This window comes from Chryseobacterium sp. MIQD13 (genome assembly GCF_050496705.1).
Classification (GTDB): domain Bacteria; phylum Bacteroidota; class Bacteroidia; order Flavobacteriales; family Weeksellaceae; genus Chryseobacterium.
On the sequence record NZ_JBNWAF010000002.1, the window covers coordinates 1,060,356 to 1,077,992 of the forward strand.

Here is a 17,637-nt window from a genome sequence, read left to right on the forward strand (position 1 = left end):
AAACTGGTAAATTGCTACATTATTAATCGCCCCTTTTATTCATTAAATTTTAAAAATTTATAGAATGAAAGGATTATTTTTTTTAGGGCTTACCGTAGGCTCTGCAGCCTTTATCCAGGCTCAAAATAAAGATTCTCTGAAAATCAGGGAAATAGAAGCTGTTAATTTTACCAAAAGACTGCCTGTTGCTAAGGAAATCATCAATGTTCAGAAAGATGTAGACAGCAGAAACCTGGGGCAGGATCTTCCGGTTCTCTTAAAAAACCAAACATCCATTATCTCTACTTCAGATGCCGGAAACGGGGTTGGGTATACAGGATTCAGAATCCGTGGAGTGGAAGGTAAGGGAATTAATGTGATGATGAACGGTGTTCCGTATAACGATTCAGAAAGCCAGGGAACTTTTTTTGTGAATGTGCCTGATCTTACAAGTTCTGCATCCCAGATTGTGATTCAGAGAGGAGTAGGGACTTCAAATAATGGAGTTTCTGCGTTTGGAGCCAGCATTAATGTAATTTCCAAAGAGCCGGAAGAGAAAATGTATTTTAAGACTGATGACAGCTACGGCTCATTTAATACCTATAAATATTCAGCGGAAGCAGGTTCCGGAAAATTCTGGAAGAACAGGCTTTCTGTAATGGGAAGGTATACCCGTATTCAATCTGACGGATATATTGACAGGGCTTCTTCAAAACTGGATTCCTATAACTTTACGGTATTATTTGAAGAAGGAAAAACAAGACTTCGTCTGATGGCTTTCGGAGGAAAAGAAAAAACTTATCAGGCCTGGAACGGAATTGACAGACCAACCTGGGAAACCAATCCGAAATTCAATTATTCAGGACAGTATACGGATCTTTTTACCGGAGAAGAGAAATTCTATGATAATGAGACGGATAATTACAGGCAGAATCATTACCAGCTTTTATGGGAACAAAAATTCAGTGATAACTGGAATTTAGAAACAACACTTCATTATACTAAAGGAAGAGGATATTACGAAAATTATAAGAGGGTTGATGAAACAGATATATATTCCACCCACTATTCTGATTATAATTTATCGATACCAATCGTAAACGGATCTCCGGTAGAAATAACAGATTTTATCAGGAAAAAATGGCTGGATAATGATTTTTACGGTGCTGTTTCCACTCTTTACGGAAAACTTGATCATGTAGATCTTAATTTCGGTGTGGTGGTAAATCAGTATTACGGAAGGCACTTTGGAAATGTTACGGGAGTTTATTTTCCGGAGATCAATGAATATGAATATTACAGAAACCGCTCTGTAAAAACCGAATTGGCAGGTTTTGCAAAGGCTTTGTGGAGAACCGGGGATCATTTTGAATTCTTTGGAGATCTTCAGATCAGGAATATTAATTATGACACAAAGATCCTTACTGCCGGCGACGGGGAAGGTGGAAATCTTGATAAAAACTGGCTTTTCTTCAATCCAAAAGCAGGGGTGAATTATAAAATAGGAAATGGAAAAGTCTTTCTTTCCTATGCCCATGCCCACCGCGAGCCAAACAGGGATGATCTGATGAGCGACAATGAAGTAAAAGCTGAGAAGCTGCACGACTTTGAAGCAGGAATTGAAAAGCAGTTTGGGATTTTATCCGTTACTGCCAATTTATACTATATGTACTACGTCAATCAATTGGTATTGAATGGCCAGTTGAATAATGTTGGGGCATTTATCAGAACAAATTCAGGGAAGAGCTACAGAAGAGGTGTTGAGATCGGTGCGTTAGCTAAACTTTCAAAGCAATGGGAAGTGACAGGAAACGTCAGTCTTAGCCAGAACAGAAATCTTGATTTTAAAATTAAAAATAGCGGAACCCTTCAAAATCTGGGTGATACCAATATCTCATTCTCTCCGAATGTTATTGCCAATCTTGGGTTGAAATTCATGCCCTCCAAGAGCTTTATGTTTGCTTTAACGAATCAATATGTAGGAAAACAATATCTGGATAATACAGGAGATAAAAATCTGCAGCTGAAAGATTATTTCCTGACAGATTTCAATGCACAATATCAGTTTACCATAGCTCATAATGATATTGCTTTAAAATTATTGGTGAATAATCTTTTCAATAAGAAGTATGTTAATAATGGTGCTGTTTATGATGGTGATCCATACTATTTTTCACAGGCAGGAACTAATTTTATGTTCGGGATCAGCTGGAAAATTCAATAATCTGTAAAATAATTTACCGAACAGGTTTTAATACGGTGAATTTTATACATAATTATCAAAAGACTGTTCCGGCAGTCTTTTTTTATATCCGACAAATCTCTTCAAAAAGTCATGAAAAAATTATAAATTTGCTGCCAAATGAATATTTCAGCTTACATTTTAGAATATCTGAAACAATTTGGAACTGTGACGGTTCCGGGCTTTGGCGTGTTTTCACTTAAAAACTCCAAAGCAATTATTAATTCCGAGAACGGAAGTATCCTGCCACCTGCAAGTGAGATTGCTTTTGCAGGGGACTATGAGGTACAGTCTGATGAGCTGGCGGCTTTCATAGCAGGAGAAAAACAGATGTCTTTGGAGGCTTCAAAAAGTGATTTGAAGATCCAGACTGATTTCTGGAAGAAAAAACTGCAGGCAGATCAGTTTCTGGAAATTCAGAATCTGGGTACGATTCATATTGAAGATGATAAAACCCATTTCAAAGGAAAAAGAATAGAATCAGGGCATCCGGATTTCTATGGGCTTGAAGAGATCAGGCTTTCGGATATCAATAACGGTGAAAAAATCAGTACTACAGAAAACAGAGAGAAAGATTATCAGTTTAAAAAATCTATCCTTTGGATTTTCCTGCTTGCTGTTCCTGTTTTGGGAATTCTGTATCTGGCATTTACCCAGAAAGAACTTCTTTTCGGAAAAAAGTCTTTTGACAAAGTTTCCGTACAGACTTCTACACACAGAATTGTAAAAGATACCATTAAAATAATGGCACACGATCCGAAAACGGCTGCTTCAGATTCACTGAAAAAAGATTCATTATCAAAACCTGCCGGAAAAGGGATACAACCTGCTTCCGCAGTCCAAAACAACACTAAGACTCAATGGCAAAAGTAAAAAAAGCGTCAGAATCCCTGACCATTATGACCAATATTGTTCTTCCGAACGAAACCAATTCTTTAAGAAACCTTTTTGGAGGTGAACTTTTGGCAAAAATGGACCGTTGTGCATCCATTTCTGCAGCCAGACACTGTGAAAGAAGAGTGGTAACGGCATCTGTAAATCACGTTTCTTTCAATCATCCTATCCCTGAAGGCGGAGTTGTGGTTCTGGAATCCAAAGTTTCAAGAGCGTTCTCTACTTCAATGGAAGTGTATGTGGATGTATGGTTGGATGATCCTATCAATCAGAAGAAAATTCATACGAACGAAGGGATTTATACCTTCGTGGCAGTAGATGAATTCAACCGTCCTATTCCTATCCCGGATATGGTGCCGGAAACGGAAGAAGAAAAACTGAGACATGCTGCTGCTTTTAGGAGAAAAGAGCTGTCATTAATCCTTTCCGGAAGAATGAAACCTCTGGAGTCTGTAGAGCTTAAAAAGTTATTCCAGGAGCCGGAGGAGACGAAGGAATCCAAGAAAGACAAAAAATAAGTCCTCCTTAGAACTTACCTTTGCTAAGCATCAGTACCCTTGCAATCTTAAAAAAGCAGGTATTTAAATAAACCTTTGTGCTCTTTGCGTTAAAGAAAATACTGACATCTGTATTTAAGCTATGAAAATTCTCCTTTTAGATAAAAACCATCCTCTCATTACAGAACAGCTTTTAGCTAAAAACTTTGTACTGGAAGAGGATTTTACATCTTCCTACGATGAGGTTTGCCATAAAATTCAAAACTATGACGGAGTTATCATAAGAAGCAGGATTCCTCTGGATAAAAACTTTCTGGAAAAAGGGGAGAATCTCAAATTCATTGCAAGAGTAGGGGCCGGAATGGAAAATATTGATATTCCTGTTGCTGAGAAATTGGGAATTCAATTGATCAATTCTCCTGAAGGAAACAGAGACTCAGTAGCAGAACATGCTGTAGGAATGCTGTTAATCCTCATGAACCGTCTTTTTATTGCTTCCCAGGAGGTGAAAAACGGGATCTGGCTTCGTGAAGAAAACAGAGGTGATGAGCTTCTCGGGAAAACGGTGGGTCTTATAGGATACGGAAATATGGGGAAAGCTACAGCAAAAAGATTTTCAGGATTTGGCTGCAAAGTTATTTTTCATGATATCCTTCCGGGACTTGCAGATGAATATGCTTCGCAGGTAAGTTTAGACGAATTAAAGCAGTCCGCAGATATCTTAAGCCTCCACATTCCACTTACTTCCGAAACCCATTATCTTGTCAATGAAAAGTTTATTTCAGAAATGAAAAATGACTTCTATTTCATCAATACGGCTAGAGGAAAAAACGTAGAAACTAAATATTTAGTTGATGCTTTGAAATCAGGAAAAGTGAAGGGAGCCTGTCTTGATGTTCTGGAATATGAAAAATCATCTTTTGAAAATCTGGAAACAGAAAATGAAGACCTGAACTATCTTCTGGCATCTGAAAAAGCAATCGTCACACCGCATATTGCCGGATGGACACATCAAAGCAAGGAAAAGCTTGCACAGGTGATTGTAGATAAAATAATAGCTTCTTACTGCTAAGAAGGAAAATATATTAGAAAAAGGCAAAATCAGTAACTGATTTTGCCTTTTTCTCTTTCATGAATTTTCTCTTTTATGTTAAATAATTCATAATGTACGCTCTGAATTGAGGATTTATTTTGAGTTTTATTAAATTGCTGCTCATTTTTTGATACTCATGACGACGCGTAATTTTGTACTTATTGTAACTGTTTTTTTATCCCTTATTTCATGTAAAAAAAATGCTGATTCCAAACAGGCTTCAGCTGAAAATGCAACTGGTCTTCCGAACTACGGAAATGTAGACCTGGATGGTATTTTTACCAAAGCAGACAACCAGCTTGGAGATAAAGGAATATTAACAGGATACATCGATCAGTATTATAAAAAGATCTGGGAAGGAGGTGACCTGAGCGGTGGAATACTTGTGGCGAAGGGAGATGAAATTCTGTACGAAAACTACAGAGGCTTCGGTAGAGAAGGAAATCAGATGCCTATTGATAAAAATACGCCGCTGCATGTAGCTTCCGTTTCAAAAACACTGACAGCGATGGCTATGCTAAAGCTTGTGGAAGCCGGAAAGATTAAACTGTCTGATCCCCTTACCCAATATTTTCCGGGATTTCCTTATCCGAACGTTACTGTTCAGACTTTACTGGACCAGAGAAGCGGTCTTCCGAAATATGAATATTTTATTGCTAAAATACAGCCGGCTCCGGCAGAACTTTCAAAACCTTTTATTACCAATCAGGATGTTCTGAATATGATCATCAAATACAAACCTGATCTGGCAAGAGATACAGATACAGGCTTTATGTACTGCAATACCAACTTTGCCATGCTGGCTTTGCTGATAGAAAAGATCACGAAAACCCCGTTTCCGCAGGCAATGCAGGAAATGGTGTTTAAACCTTTGAAAATGGAACATACTTATATCTTTCAGGAAAAAGATATTCCTACAGCTGCACAGTCCTTTTATTACGGCGGAAACAGGCTGTATCCTCTCGACAGGCTTGATCTTATTTATGGTGATAAAAATGTATATACCACACCGAGAGATCTGTATAATTTTTCAAAAGCTATGTTTTCAAAAGATTTCTTAAAACCTGATCTTATGGAAAAAGTTTTCACACCATACAGTAATGAAAAAGCTGGTATGAATAATTACGGGCTTGGCTTCAGAATGAAAATTTTCGACAATGGCGAAAAACTCACTTATCATAACGGCTGGTGGCATGGGACCAATTCGGTATTTGCACATCTGTTGAAATCAAAAGTGACAATCGTGGCGATTGGAAATAAATATTCAAATAAAGTATATACGGCACTTGCTTTATCCGGATTATTTGAAGATTTTCCTGTTCAGAAAGATAAACTGCACAGTGTAATGAATGACAATAAAGATACTTTGAATTCAGGACATGAAGTTTTTGGAGAATAATGTTTAATTTTGCTTAAACATATATGAAAAGACTTCTTCTATTATTCGTTATCTGTTTTCTTGTACATTCATGTGCAAGAGTGGGATCACCTGTTGGCGGTCCAAAAGATACTCTGGCTCCAAAATTTTTAAGCTCTAATATTGACACTACGAGAGTTAATGTAAAAAGAGATATCCATGAGCTCAGACTAGATTTTGACGAATATATTACTTTAAAGGATATCAATAAAAACCTGATCATTTCTCCGCCCATCAAAAATATAAAGCGGATCCTTCCTTCCAATATTGCCAATAAATATGTGATGATCCAGTGGGAAGATACACTTCAGGCTAATACTACCTATAATTTTAACTTCGGAAACTCAATTGCAGATAATAATGAGGCTAATATTCTTCGTTATTTTAATTTTGCATTTTCTACGGGAGATAAGCTGGATGATCTTTATATCAGTGGTGAAATATCAGATGCGGTAGCGCTTAAAAAGAAAGAAGGAGAAAATAAGTTTGTGGTAGGACTTTATCAGGTAAAAGATACAATCAATTATAAGCAAAAACCTTATTATATTACAAAAGTTGATGATGATGGGTATTATGAGCTGAATTATCTTACTCCCGGAAAATATAAGATTATAGCCTTTGAAGATGAGAACAGTAACTCGGTCTATGATCCGGGAAAAGAAAAAATCGGGTTCCAAAAAGAGTCCGTAGATGTTGAAAAATCTATTTCAGGATTAAATTTAAAATTATATCCTTCCAAAAAGCCTTTGAAATATCTTGAAATGAAAGAAAGTCCAGGAGGAGTTATCATGACATTTGAAGGAAATCCGGAAAATGTAAAAGTAGCTTCTGTAAACGAAAAACTTCAGGATATTAAAGTAACTCACCGTCCAAAATCAGATACGGTAAAGATCTGGTTTGATGCTGTGAAAAATGATATTGGCCAGACCGCCACTGAAAATCTGAAATTCAGTTATGATAACGGGATCAAGCAGGATACAGTGTCTGTCTTCTACAAATACAACAAGAAAAATGCAATGGATCTTGAAAATGATAATGGAGGACCTTCATTAGCTCCGAATTCTGACTTTAAGATAAGATCCGGCTACATTATTGATAAGATCAGCCCTGAAAAATGGACGCTGAAAAGTGACAGCTTAACAACCCAGGAATTCACTGCGAAAATCTCTGAAACAGATCCTTACCAGATTCAGATTCATTCAGATTTAGTGAGTGGTAAAAAATATCAGCTCACCATTCCAAAGGAAACGGTATCATCTTACTATACTAAAAATGTACAGTCCAAACGTTTTGATTTTGAAGTAGAGAAAGTAGACCAGTTTGGAAGTCTGGCATTTAATATCCTGAATGCACCTGATGCCAGTTATTGGATTCAGCTTTTGGATGCTTCGGATAAGGTTATTTATTCAAGATATACCAAAGGAAACAATGTGAAGTTTGACATTCTGAAACCAAACGAGTACATCGTAAGAATACTGGTAGATAATAACGGAAATAAATTCTGGGATGAGGCGGATTTTGAAAAAGAAACTTTTGCTGAAGATTCCTATGTATTCTACAAAAAAGCTATTGTACGCCCGTTATGGGAAACCAAAGAAGACTGGGACCTGAAAGATACCAGAACGCTGGATAATCCTAAGGGAACTGTTACTAAACCTGTAGAAGTTCCTGCAACGGAAGCTCCGAAAGAAACTGTACAGAAAGAAGTAAACAAAGAATTGAAGTCCGAATCCGGAAATGCAGTATTGACACCGGTAAAGTAAAGATATGAAGACGGTAAAGAAAGTAGTATTCTGGACGCTGGTGGTTTTTGCAATGATGCAGTTTATTCCCATTGACAGAGTAAATAAACCCATTAATAAAGCTGTTAATTTCGTTGATGCGAAAAAGACTCCGGAAAAGATCAAAGGCTTGCTGAAAGGGGCCTGCTACGACTGTCATTCCAATGAAACAATATATCCCAAATACGCTTATGTTGCACCTGTTTCGTGGTCTGTAAAAAGCCATATCAATGAAGGCAGAGAACATCTTAATTTTTCTGCTTGGGGCACTTATAACAAGGAGCTGAAAGAAAATATGCTGAGCAAGTCTATACAGACGGTTCAAAGCAAAACAATGCCTATGCCTGGCTATATTGTCTATCACAAAGAAGCAAATCTTACAGATGCAGAAAGAACATTACTGGTTCAGTACTTTGAAGAAATACTGAAAGCAAAAACGTACTGATTTTTAGTTATAAAAAAACTCCCGCAGATTTTGCGGGAGTATAATACAAAAATTATTTCTTTAAATATTCCTCAAAAAATCTCTTCTGAGAATCAAAAGCAATATCATCAAGATCCAGCTGATTCAAAGGAATCCAGACTGCCTCTGATATTTCAGAAAGCTCCAGATTCACTTTAAACTTCTCCTGAACGTTATATTCATAAAAAAGATCAATCGTATTATAATCAATTTCCTTATACTGATAAACGTTTGGAAGACTGGTCAGATATTTTAAATTTGAAATATCCACATCAAGCTGAAGCTCTTCAAAAAGTTCCCTTTTGCATGTTTCTTCTGCGCTTTCCTTTGGGTCTACGAATCCTCCGGCCAGATCAAGTTTTCCCTTTTTAGGGTCACGGTTTCTTCTGGTAAGATAAATTTCATCGTCACATCGGATAACAACAGCTACCGCACCGGCAACATTATTGTAGAGTGTGAAACCGCATTCGGGACAGCTCCATTTTTTTTCGCCGTCCCAATGCAGGGTTTCTTGACCGCAACTTGGGCAGTATTTCAATAATTTCATTGAGCAATATTAATATTTCTCGGGTGGTAACTCAAAATTACATCCCTGAGTTCTTCTGTCTTCAGATGGGTATAAATCTCCGTAGTGGTAATACTGGAATGTCCCAGCATTTCCTGGATATAGCGGAGGTCTGCTCCATTCTGTAAAAGGTGTGTTGCAAAAGAATGTCTGAAAGTGTGTGGAGATATTTTTTTGCTTACTCCTGCTTTGTCTGTAAGTTCTTTAATGATCAGAAATACGATCACTCTGGACATAGATGTTCCACGGCTGTTAAGGAACAGCGTGTCTTCATACTTCTTATTGATTTTGTTTTTCGAACGTACCTCTTTAATGTAGGTTTCCAAAAGCTCAGCAGTATAATCAGCCAAAGGAACGAAACGTGTTTTGTTGCCTTTTCCGTTTACTTTAATGTACTGTTCTTTGAAATTGATGTTCGAGATTTTAAGATCAATAAGTTCCGAGACACGTAGCCCGCATCCGTAAAGAACTTCAATGATACAATGATTTCTCTTTCCGAGGTCAGAATTTGCCTCAATGGCTGCGATGATCTTGTTGATATCAGGCAGGCTTAAGGTGTCAGGAAGATATAGACCCAGTTTTGGCCCTTCAAGCAGTGCTGCAGGATTATCTTCTCTGAACTCGTCTTCAAGCAGAAACTTGAAGAAAGCTTTTATAGAAGAAATCCATCTTGCCTGAGATCTTTCGCTAAACTTCTGTTTGGAAAGATTGAAGATATACTCCTGTAAGTTTTCGTAACCGATAGAGTCTGGACCGACGTTTGCCAGATCCTCTTTCGCATAATCTTTTAATTTCTTGATGTCTCGAATATAGGCATCGAGAGTGTTTTCTGAAAAATTTCTTTCGAAGCGAAGAAATATTTCAAAATCTTTGATCTTTTCATCCCAAGTCATATTTGTGCTTTATTTTTTTAGTTCACAGTCCGATATTTGTTCTATTTCAATACCATGGTTTCTCAAGAACGCTATTCCATCGTCGTCTGAATACTCATTTATATACACAAGTCTTGTAATTCCTGCCTGCAGAATCAGTTTGCTGCATTCTTTGCATGGCGACAGCGTTAAATATAACGTTGCCCCTTTTGCAGACTGAGTGGAAGCAGCCAGCTTTAATATAGCATTGGCTTCCGCATGAAGTACATACCAGTGTGTTTTGCCCTCTACATCTTCACAGCAGTTTTCAAATCCCGAAGGAGTCCCGTTGTAACCATCTGAAATAATCATCCTATCTTTTACGATAAGAGCTCCTACCTGCTTTCTCTTACAGTAGGAGAGTTTTGCCCACTCCTGGGCCATTTTTAGATAAGCTTTATCAAACTTATTCATACCGCTGCATTAGTTTTTTCGAAATAATTTGGATTAAAAATCTAGAAGTTGGGCTTTCTTTTCTCTAAAAAAGCTGTAACTCCTTCTTTTTTGTCGTTCAGTTCAAAAAGTTCCCCGAAATACTTGATTTCGGATTCAAAACCTTTATCCGTGTCCGATAAGTTTACGGCCTGTATTGCCTTTGATATAGCCATTGGTGAGTTGCTGGCTATGATACTCGCTAATTCTTTTGTTTTGGTTAATAATTCTTCAATAGGGTATACTTCATTTACCAATCCGATTTCTTTTGCTTTTTGGGCAGAAATCATTTTGGCAGAGAAGATCATTTCGTTGGCGATGCCTTTTCCTACAAGTTTAGGAAGTCTTTGTGTCCCTCCGTAACCAGGAATTAATCCCAGTGTAACTTCCGGAAGCCCCAGTCTTGCATTCTCTGATGCATATCTGATGTGGCATGCCATGGCAAGCTCTAAACCTCCTCCTAATGCAAAACCGTTAACGGCTGCAATAACAGGTTTAGATGTATTTTCAATTTTGTTGAACAGGGTATTATGCCCGTTTCTGGCCAGTTCTTCGGCTTTTTCCTGTCCAAAATCACTGAATTCTTTTATATCAGCTCCAGCTACGAATGATTTTTCACCGCTTCCTGTAATAATAACTACCCTGCAGGAGTCATCGGCATTAAGTTCATCCATTACTGAGCTCAGTTCCTGAATCGTTTTCGCATTTAGAGCATTTAAGCTTTGAGGTCTGTTTATCGTAACAACCGCTAATTTCTCTTCCTTCTCTAATAATATATTTTCGTAACTCATTTTTCCACTATAAAATATTATTTTTTGCAAATTATGAATTTTTTACAAAAAAAAGGAAAAAATATTAGTTTTTTTTCCTTTTAATTGATGAATCCTTCAAAATACTATTTCGAGTGATTCATCATATTTGCATCAATATTGATATTAAGCTGAGAAGCCACTTTCATGCCAAGCTCAATATTTGTCCTGAAAAAGTGACATAACTGGCGGTTGATGATCTCATCTTTTTTCGGTCCGGTAATTCCTTTCATGCTTCCCACGATGTTGCTGATTAGGTGCTCTCTATCTTCGGCAGTCATAGATTTTGTATACAACAATCCGGGTTGGGTGTAATGATCATCATCATTTTCGTTCCTGTTGTAGCTGGCAACATGGGCGCTGTCCAGTTCATAATCATAATTTTTATATGCAGGATCAGGTTTGATATCATCAAAACTGTTTGGATAATAATTCGGCTTATCCTGATATTCACTTGAATCTGCCATAAAGCCATCCCTTTGATAATTATTGACAGCAAAAGGACAGCGGTTCACTTCAAGCTGATGTGCATTTACTCCGACTCTGTATCTGTGGGCATCAGGATATGAGAATAATCTTCCCTGAAGCATTTTATCCGGAGAAAAACTTATTCCGTTAATAAGACTGCTTGGTGAAAAGGCAGATTGTTCTACATGAGCAAAATAATTGGCAGGAACTTCATTCAGCTCCATTTCTCCTACTTCAATCATTGGATAATCATCGTGAAACCACACTTTGGTAACATCAAAAGGATTCCATCTGAAATCTTTTGCCTGTTCTTCCGTCATTACCTGAATATATAAGGTCCATTTCGGAAAGTCTCCGTTTTCGATAGCATTGCAGAGGTCTTCCTGTGCAAAATCCGGATTTTCTCCGGCCATTTTTACAGCTTCAGCATCAGTGAAGTTTTTGATTCCCTGTTTTGTTTTAAAATGGAATTTTACCCATACTCTTTCATTTTGATCATTAATCATTGCGAAAGTATGAGATCCAAATCCGTGCATATGCCTGTAGCCATACGGAGTTCCTCTGTCTGACATTAAAATAAGGACCTGATGAAGTGATTCAGGATTATGGCTCCAGAAATCCCACATCATCGTAGCACTTTTTAAATTGGTTTTCGGAACTCTTTTCTGAGTGTGGATAAAGTCCGGGAATTTTTTAGCATCCTTGATAAAGAATACAGGAGTATTGTTTCCTACCAGGTCCCAGTTTCCGTCTTCTGTATAAAATTTTAAAGCAAAACCTCTCGGGTCCCTTGCTGTATCTGCACTTCCTTTTTCTCCACCTACGGTAGAAAACCGGGCAAACATTTTGCATGAGTTTCCGACCTTTGAAAATAATTTGGCTTTTGTATATTTACTAATGTCATGTGTTACGGTAAATGTTCCGTATGCCCCGCTTCCTTTGGCATGGACAATTCTTTCAGGGATTCTTTCCCTGACAAAGTGCGCAAGGTTTTCCTGAAGGATAAAATCTTGCAGAAGAACTGGCCCTCTGGGTCCCACAGTTTGTGAGTCCTGATGTTCAAAATAAGGAGCGCCATTGCTTAGCGTTAATTTTTTAGAATCCATATAGTTATGATTTGTATGGTTGATTTCCCTTGTAAACTGTCTTATGCAGACGTATTAAATATCAAATTTACTTGAATTTTTGATTACAAATGGCAAAAACATTTTATCTTTGTAATAGATAATATTAATCAGATGAACATTCAGCAACTGGAGTATCTTATCGCTGTAGATAAGTACAAACATTTTGGTAAAGCGGCTCAGGCATGCTTTATTACGCAACCTACGTTAAGTGCGATGATACAAAAATTTGAGGATGAACTGGATGTGAAGGTATTCGACAGAACAACCCACCCGATCCGTACTACAGATGTGGGGCTTCAAATTATTGATCAGGCCAAGGTAATTATAGAATCTGTCAATGAGCTGAAGAATAAAGCCAATCTTTTGAATAATATTCTGGGCGGAACCATCAACTTAGGAATCATTCCTACTGTTTCTTCTTTCATTTTGCCGACAGAAATCTTTAAATTTTTGGAGGATAATCCGAAAATCCAGATGAATGTAAAAGAAATGACTACTGATAATATTGTCAAAGCTTTAAAAGCAGGTGAACTGGATGCAGGAATTATTTCCACACCATATGATTCTGCTGATGAATTTTACCAGGATTTCCTTTTCAATGAAGAACTGATGATCTACAGCTCCAATACGGAGGCCAATAAAAAGAATTCTTACATTATTCCTGAAGAGCTGAATGTGGAAAAAGTCTGGCTTCTTGAGGAAGGGAACTGTTTGAGAAATCAATTTGAAAATATCTGCCATTTAAAAGAAAATACTTTAAAGCCTAAGAATTTAGATTTCTTAGCATCCAATATCCAGACTTTGGTACATATGGTAGATAAAGTAGGAGGAATCAGTATTCTTCCGGAATTGGCATTAAGCCAGCTTTCGGATGAACAGAAGGAAAATGTTTTCAGATTCAAAAAGCCTTTCCCTTATAGAGAGATCAGTATCATCTATTATAAGCCGACCTTTAAGCAGAAAATCATTGATGAGTTATCTCATTCCATCAAAAATTCTTTAGAGCTTAAGCTTAATTATCATGCAAATCCAAAGGAATTTGTGAGTATCAAACCACAGTGAACGAAGAAGACTGTAAAGTGATATAAATCATTAATTCTAAGAAAATTATAATTAGTAAGCAAAATTTTTGAGTATTAAAAAAATAGTACTTAAATTTGCGGACGTTTATTAACGAGGAAAAATTTGACCTGATTGCAACCTCTCTAAAAAAATGCTAAAACAGTATTCTTTTCGGGCAATTATTCTTATTTTTCTTCACATATTTTTAAATCTAAAAAACAAAGAATAATATGTCTTATTTATTTACATCTGAATCAGTTTCAGAAGGACATCCGGATAAAATTGCCGATCAGATCTCCGATGCATTAATCGACCACTTTTTAGCGTATGATAAGAGCTCTAAGGTAGCATGTGAAACCCTTGTAACAACAGGGCAGGTAGTGCTGGCCGGAGAAGTGAAATCTGATGCATATCTTGATGTTCAGACTATTGCAAGAGATGTTATTAACGGAATCGGGTACACTAAAGGAGAATACATGTTCAATGGAGATTCTTGCGGAGTGATTTCAGCAATTCATGAACAGTCTCCGGATATCAACCAGGGAGTTGACAGAGCAGTAAACGACGAATCTTTTGAAGCTAAAGCCAATGCACAGGGTGCCGGTGACCAGGGGATGATGTTCGGTTATGCAACAAATGAAACGGCTAATTATATGCCGCTTGCTCTGGATCTTGCCCACACCATTCTAAAAGAACTTTCTGCATTGAGAAGAGAAGGAAACGAGATTGCTTACCTTCGTCCGGATGCAAAAAGCCAGGTTACTATCGAGTATTCTGATGATCATAAGCCGGTAAGAATCGATTCTATTGTAGTTTCTACACAGCATGATGATTTCGGAACTGAAGAAGAAATGCTGAACAAGATCCGTGAAGATATCAGAAATATCCTTGTTCCAAGAGTAGTTGCTCAACAATCTGAAGAGATCAAGGCGCTATTCAACGATCAGATCAAATATCACATCAATCCTACAGGTAAATTTGTGATTGGAGGTCCTCACGGAGATACGGGTCTTACAGGAAGAAAAATCATCGTAGATACTTACGGAGGTAAAGGTGCTCACGGAGGTGGCGCTTTCTCAGGAAAAGACCCTTCAAAAGTGGACAGAAGTGCTGCTTACGCTACGAGACACATTGCTAAAAACTTAGTAGCCGCAGGAGTCGCTGACGAGGTTTTGGTACAGGTTTCTTACGCGATCGGTGTTGCTGAGCCATGTGGTTTATATATCAATACTTACGGAACTGCAAAAGTTGATCTTCACGATGGTGATATCGCTAAAAAAGTTTCTACCATCTTCGATTTAAGACCTTATGCTATTGAGCAGAACTTAAAATTGAGAAACCCTATCTACCAGGAAACGGCTTCTTACGGACATATGGGGAAAGAGCATTATACAGCTGACAAAACATTTAATAAAGGTCAGAAAAATGAAATTACCCTTACAGGCCTTGAGTTCTTTACCTGGGAAAAACTTGACAAAGTAGACGAAATTAAAGCCGCTTTCGGTATTTAATTTCTCTTCAGAAATAATAAATAGGCTGCTTTATCTTCGGATAAGGCAGTTTTTTTTAATTTTACACCTTAAATAATTAGAGATGATGAATTTTAGATCGGCACTTACCGTACTTACCATATTTTTCCTGAGTGTAATGGCAAAAGCACAGTATACTATGCATAAAATGGTCACTGTGGGATATACTTACCAGAACCAGAGCTTTGGAGAATTGGGAGGAAAACTGCTTTTTCTGAAGAATGATGATGTGATATACAGACTGGGTGGATCTGCTTTAATGGGGGTCACAAACTCCAAATTTGCAATCATGCCAAAACTTCAGGCAGATGTGCTTCTTAATTTTGAGAAAAATGTGGATTTTTACCACTCCTATTATTTTTTGGCAGGAGTTGAAGGAACCAATAAATATATCGCACCGAAAATAGGAGTTACTCTTTTTGGGCTTTTAGATCTTACAGGAGGCTATGCTTTTCCCATTGGAGACGCACGTTTGAACGGAAAAGAGTTAAAAGGATTAAATGTTAATTTAACATTAAATATCCCTACTGTCTTTATTCATGATATGTTTAAGTGATTTTTTTTAAATTTTCCAGTAAAAATTTAATAATAGGTTAACAGTTATTAAAAAATTATTATATTTACACCACATAATAAATGTACCGCCTATTGATTTTACTTTACTCTAAAAAACTGTTTTGTATTTACAGCTAGGGCCAGATAGAATATCTGGAGAATTGCTGGTCTGCAAATTTTTTATTATTGAGAAGAGTTATGAAATCAAAAACGGACAGCCTACTAATTTCCCTTTACCAGAAAGGAGACGAAGAAGCCTTATCAGCCCTTATTCATCGTCATCAGAGAGAACTGTTTACATTCATTTTTTACAAAATTAATGATGAAGATCTGGCCAATGATGTTTTCCAGGATACATTCATGAAGATCATCCTGATGCTGAAAGAAGGAAGGTATAATGAAGAAGGAAAATTTATCCTTTGGGCAAAAAGAATTGCACACAATCTTATCATTGATCATTTCAGACTGAAAGCGAAAAATGTGAAAGTTTCAGAAACCACTTTTGAGACGGATGAATATTCTATTTTTGATCTGATCAGGGAACCATCGGAAAATATTGAAGATCAGCTTGTAACAATGCAGATTCAGGAAGATTTGCTGAGAATGCTCCAGTTTTTGCCACAGAACCAGCAGGAAGTCATTAAGTTGAGATTTTTTGACGGGCTTAGCTTCAAGGAAATTGCAGATCATACCAATATGAGTATCAATACCACCCTGGGCAGAGTGCGTTATGCACTGATTAACCTGAGAAAAATCATGGACGAAAATAATATTGTATTGACACGTTAGGATAATAATTTCAGAAAATTCACGTTTAAAGGAAAACATACTTTTTGCCTATGAAAAAAAATGATTCCTTAAAAGTGAAAACTTTGAAACCTAAGAAACAAACAATTGATTTTTTACTGAATTACTCAAAAAGTCTTGAACTGGTAAAAACCAAGAGCAAGAGTTTCCCGATTTCCAAAAATTAAAATTATTAATTTTGTGCTGTATGAAAATTCAGCACATTTTTTTTGACCTTGACAATACGCTTTGGGATCACCGTAAGAACGCTTACCTTACCATTAAAGATCTTTTTGAAAAACAGGAAATCACTTTACATTATAATATTGACTTTGAAAGCTTTCATTCTGTATATCATGAGGTGAATGAGGGGCTTTGGGAGAAGATAAGAGATGGGATTATCGGCAAAGAATACCTGAGAAAACACCGTTTCTATGATACTTTCAAACATTTCGGGGTTGATGATGAAGAGCTTTCCCAATATTTTGAAGAGCATTTTCTGGATAAAATCCTTAACCACAACGAGTTGGTAGAAGGAGCAGCTTATATTCTGGAATATCTTAAATCCAAACATTATACATTACACGTTATTTCCAACGGTTTTCAGGAGGTGACAGAGAGAAAATGTATATTGTCGGGAATAGATAAATATTTTAAAACCATTACCAGCGCTGATTCCGTAGGGGTTAGAAAACCCAATCCAAAGATATTTGAATACTCTTTAGGACTTGCAGAAGCTACTAAGGAAGAAAGCATCCTGATTGGTGACGACTGGATTGCGGATGTTGTAGGTGCCCAAAACTTTGGAATAGATGTGATCTTCTTTGATGTTTACAAAGAAAATAAGCAGGAAGAAGGCTTAAAAGTAATTACACACCTTCTGCAGATTAAAGAATATTTATAAAATATACAATTTCTTGAACCATTAAGATTAAATAAGCAGTTAAGTTTAATTTAAGATAAGAATCAAAGATTTTTTCAGGAAAGTTCCTTCTTAATATTATTAATTCATCTAATCTTAATGGTT

The 17,637-nt window shown here is 36.9% G+C and carries 17 protein-coding genes; 12 read left to right on the plus strand and 5 right to left on the minus strand.

Annotated elements, in window-relative coordinates; translation table 11 throughout:
• Window positions 1–64: 64 nt before the first annotated feature.
• The 7 genes from ACQWU4_RS11815 (at window position 65) to ACQWU4_RS11845 (ending at window position 8,348) form a co-directional block, all read left to right on the plus strand.
• Entirely contained in the window at window positions 65–2,203 is a 2,139-nt protein-coding gene (locus ACQWU4_RS11815; RefSeq protein WP_429935958.1) for a TonB-dependent receptor, read from the plus strand.
• A 138-nt stretch (window positions 2,204–2,341) separates the two neighbouring features.
• A complete protein-coding gene (locus tag ACQWU4_RS11820) occupies window positions 2,342–3,094 on the plus strand; it encodes a hypothetical protein (RefSeq protein WP_429935959.1) in 753 nt (250 codons plus the stop codon).
• Window positions 3,082–3,633, plus strand: a complete 552-nt coding sequence (locus ACQWU4_RS11825) for an acyl-CoA thioesterase (protein ID WP_429935960.1) — start codon at window positions 3,082–3,084, stop codon at window positions 3,631–3,633. The genes ACQWU4_RS11820 and ACQWU4_RS11825 overlap by 13 nt, the downstream gene beginning before the upstream one ends.
• Window positions 3,634–3,754: 121 nt before the next feature.
• Complete coding sequence (locus ACQWU4_RS11830) at window positions 3,755–4,684, plus strand: 2-hydroxyacid dehydrogenase (protein ID WP_429935961.1); 930 nt, start codon at window positions 3,755–3,757, stop codon at window positions 4,682–4,684.
• 157 nt (window positions 4,685–4,841) lie between these two features.
• Window positions 4,842–6,104: a serine hydrolase domain-containing protein gene (locus ACQWU4_RS11835; protein WP_429935962.1), complete on the plus strand. Its 1,263-nt coding sequence runs from the start codon at window positions 4,842–4,844 to the stop codon at window positions 6,102–6,104.
• Between the two features lie 23 nt (window positions 6,105–6,127).
• Window positions 6,128–7,885: an Ig-like domain-containing protein gene (locus ACQWU4_RS11840; protein ID WP_429935963.1), complete on the plus strand. Its 1,758-nt coding sequence runs from the start codon at window positions 6,128–6,130 to the stop codon at window positions 7,883–7,885.
• A 4-nt stretch (window positions 7,886–7,889) separates the two neighbouring features.
• Entirely contained in the window at window positions 7,890–8,348 is a 459-nt protein-coding gene (locus tag ACQWU4_RS11845; protein ID WP_429935964.1) for a heme-binding domain-containing protein, read from the plus strand.
• A gap of 52 nt (window positions 8,349–8,400) precedes the next feature.
• Here ACQWU4_RS11845 and ACQWU4_RS11850 read toward each other — a convergent pair whose 3' ends face one another.
• From ACQWU4_RS11850 to ACQWU4_RS11870, 5 genes are all read right to left on the minus strand, one after another.
• On the minus strand, window positions 8,401–8,913 hold the full coding sequence (locus tag ACQWU4_RS11850; protein ID WP_429935965.1) for an NUDIX hydrolase: 513 nt from the start codon (window positions 8,911–8,913) through the stop codon (window positions 8,401–8,403).
• Window positions 8,910–9,824, minus strand: a complete 915-nt coding sequence (gene xerD, locus ACQWU4_RS11855) for a site-specific tyrosine recombinase XerD (protein WP_429935966.1) — start codon at window positions 9,822–9,824, stop codon at window positions 8,910–8,912. Before xerD ends, ACQWU4_RS11850 begins: the two co-directional genes overlap by 4 nt.
• 9 nt (window positions 9,825–9,833) lie before the next feature.
• Window positions 9,834–10,256: a deoxycytidylate deaminase gene (locus ACQWU4_RS11860; protein WP_429935967.1), complete on the minus strand. Its 423-nt coding sequence runs from the start codon at window positions 10,254–10,256 to the stop codon at window positions 9,834–9,836.
• Window positions 10,257–10,297: 41 nt separating this feature from the next.
• Window positions 10,298–11,065, minus strand: a complete 768-nt coding sequence (locus tag ACQWU4_RS11865; protein ID WP_429935968.1) for an enoyl-CoA hydratase-related protein — start codon at window positions 11,063–11,065, stop codon at window positions 10,298–10,300.
• A 104-nt stretch (window positions 11,066–11,169) separates the two neighbouring features.
• Window positions 11,170–12,657, minus strand: coding sequence for a catalase (locus ACQWU4_RS11870; protein WP_429935969.1), 1,488 nt, complete (start codon window positions 12,655–12,657; stop codon window positions 11,170–11,172).
• Window positions 12,658–12,789: 132 nt separating this feature from the next.
• On the opposite strand from ACQWU4_RS11870, the gene ACQWU4_RS11875 reads away from it, so the two are divergent.
• From ACQWU4_RS11875 to ACQWU4_RS11895, 5 genes are all read left to right on the plus strand, one after another.
• Window positions 12,790–13,740, plus strand: coding sequence for a LysR substrate-binding domain-containing protein (locus tag ACQWU4_RS11875; RefSeq protein ID WP_429935970.1), 951 nt, complete (start codon window positions 12,790–12,792; stop codon window positions 13,738–13,740).
• A 230-nt stretch (window positions 13,741–13,970) separates the two neighbouring features.
• Window positions 13,971–15,251: a methionine adenosyltransferase gene (gene metK / locus ACQWU4_RS11880; RefSeq protein ID WP_429935971.1), complete on the plus strand. Its 1,281-nt coding sequence runs from the start codon at window positions 13,971–13,973 to the stop codon at window positions 15,249–15,251.
• Window positions 15,252–15,333: 82 nt separating this feature from the next.
• Window positions 15,334–15,825 carry a hypothetical protein gene (locus tag ACQWU4_RS11885; RefSeq protein WP_429935972.1) on the plus strand — a complete coding sequence of 164 codons (492 nt, stop codon included), beginning with the start codon at window positions 15,334–15,336 and terminating at the stop codon, window positions 15,823–15,825.
• 197 nt (window positions 15,826–16,022) lie between these two features.
• Window positions 16,023–16,613: an RNA polymerase sigma factor gene (locus tag ACQWU4_RS11890; RefSeq protein WP_429935973.1), complete on the plus strand. Its 591-nt coding sequence runs from the start codon at window positions 16,023–16,025 to the stop codon at window positions 16,611–16,613.
• Window positions 16,614–16,818: 205 nt separating this feature from the next.
• On the plus strand, window positions 16,819–17,514 hold the full coding sequence (locus ACQWU4_RS11895; protein ID WP_429935974.1) for a YjjG family noncanonical pyrimidine nucleotidase: 696 nt from the start codon (window positions 16,819–16,821) through the stop codon (window positions 17,512–17,514).
• Window positions 17,515–17,637 lie beyond the last annotated feature (123 nt).

What these genes read in the sequence shown, in the direction of transcription:
- ACQWU4_RS11875 (WP_429935970.1), top strand. Translation starts at nt 12,790, where the DNA reads ATGAACATTCAGCAACTGGAGTATCTTATCGCTGTAGATAAGTACAAA.
- ACQWU4_RS11835 (WP_429935962.1), top strand. Translation starts at nt 4,842, where the DNA reads ATGACGACGCGTAATTTTGTACTTATTGTAACTGTTTTTTTATCCCTT.
- ACQWU4_RS11870 (WP_429935969.1), bottom strand. Translation starts at nt 12,657, where the DNA reads ATGGATTCTAAAAAATTAACGCTAAGCAATGGCGCTCCTTATTTTGAA.
- ACQWU4_RS11825 (WP_429935960.1), top strand. Translation starts at nt 3,082, where the DNA reads ATGGCAAAAGTAAAAAAAGCGTCAGAATCCCTGACCATTATGACCAAT.
- metK (WP_429935971.1), top strand. Translation starts at nt 13,971, where the DNA reads ATGTCTTATTTATTTACATCTGAATCAGTTTCAGAAGGACATCCGGAT.
- ACQWU4_RS11830 (WP_429935961.1), top strand. Translation starts at nt 3,755, where the DNA reads ATGAAAATTCTCCTTTTAGATAAAAACCATCCTCTCATTACAGAACAG.
- ACQWU4_RS11890 (WP_429935973.1), top strand. Translation starts at nt 16,023, where the DNA reads ATGAAATCAAAAACGGACAGCCTACTAATTTCCCTTTACCAGAAAGGA.
- ACQWU4_RS11820 (WP_429935959.1), top strand. Translation starts at nt 2,342, where the DNA reads ATGAATATTTCAGCTTACATTTTAGAATATCTGAAACAATTTGGAACT.
- ACQWU4_RS11840 (WP_429935963.1), top strand. Translation starts at nt 6,128, where the DNA reads ATGAAAAGACTTCTTCTATTATTCGTTATCTGTTTTCTTGTACATTCA.
- ACQWU4_RS11850 (WP_429935965.1), bottom strand. Translation starts at nt 8,913, where the DNA reads ATGAAATTATTGAAATACTGCCCAAGTTGCGGTCAAGAAACCCTGCAT.
- ACQWU4_RS11895 (WP_429935974.1), top strand. Translation starts at nt 16,819, where the DNA reads ATGAAAATTCAGCACATTTTTTTTGACCTTGACAATACGCTTTGGGAT.
- xerD (WP_429935966.1), bottom strand. Translation starts at nt 9,824, where the DNA reads ATGACTTGGGATGAAAAGATCAAAGATTTTGAAATATTTCTTCGCTTC.
- ACQWU4_RS11885 (WP_429935972.1), top strand. Translation starts at nt 15,334, where the DNA reads ATGATGAATTTTAGATCGGCACTTACCGTACTTACCATATTTTTCCTG.
- ACQWU4_RS11865 (WP_429935968.1), bottom strand. Translation starts at nt 11,065, where the DNA reads ATGAGTTACGAAAATATATTATTAGAGAAGGAAGAGAAATTAGCGGTT.
- ACQWU4_RS11815 (WP_429935958.1), top strand. Translation starts at nt 65, where the DNA reads ATGAAAGGATTATTTTTTTTAGGGCTTACCGTAGGCTCTGCAGCCTTT.
- ACQWU4_RS11845 (WP_429935964.1), top strand. Translation starts at nt 7,890, where the DNA reads ATGAAGACGGTAAAGAAAGTAGTATTCTGGACGCTGGTGGTTTTTGCA.
- ACQWU4_RS11860 (WP_429935967.1), bottom strand. Translation starts at nt 10,256, where the DNA reads ATGAATAAGTTTGATAAAGCTTATCTAAAAATGGCCCAGGAGTGGGCA.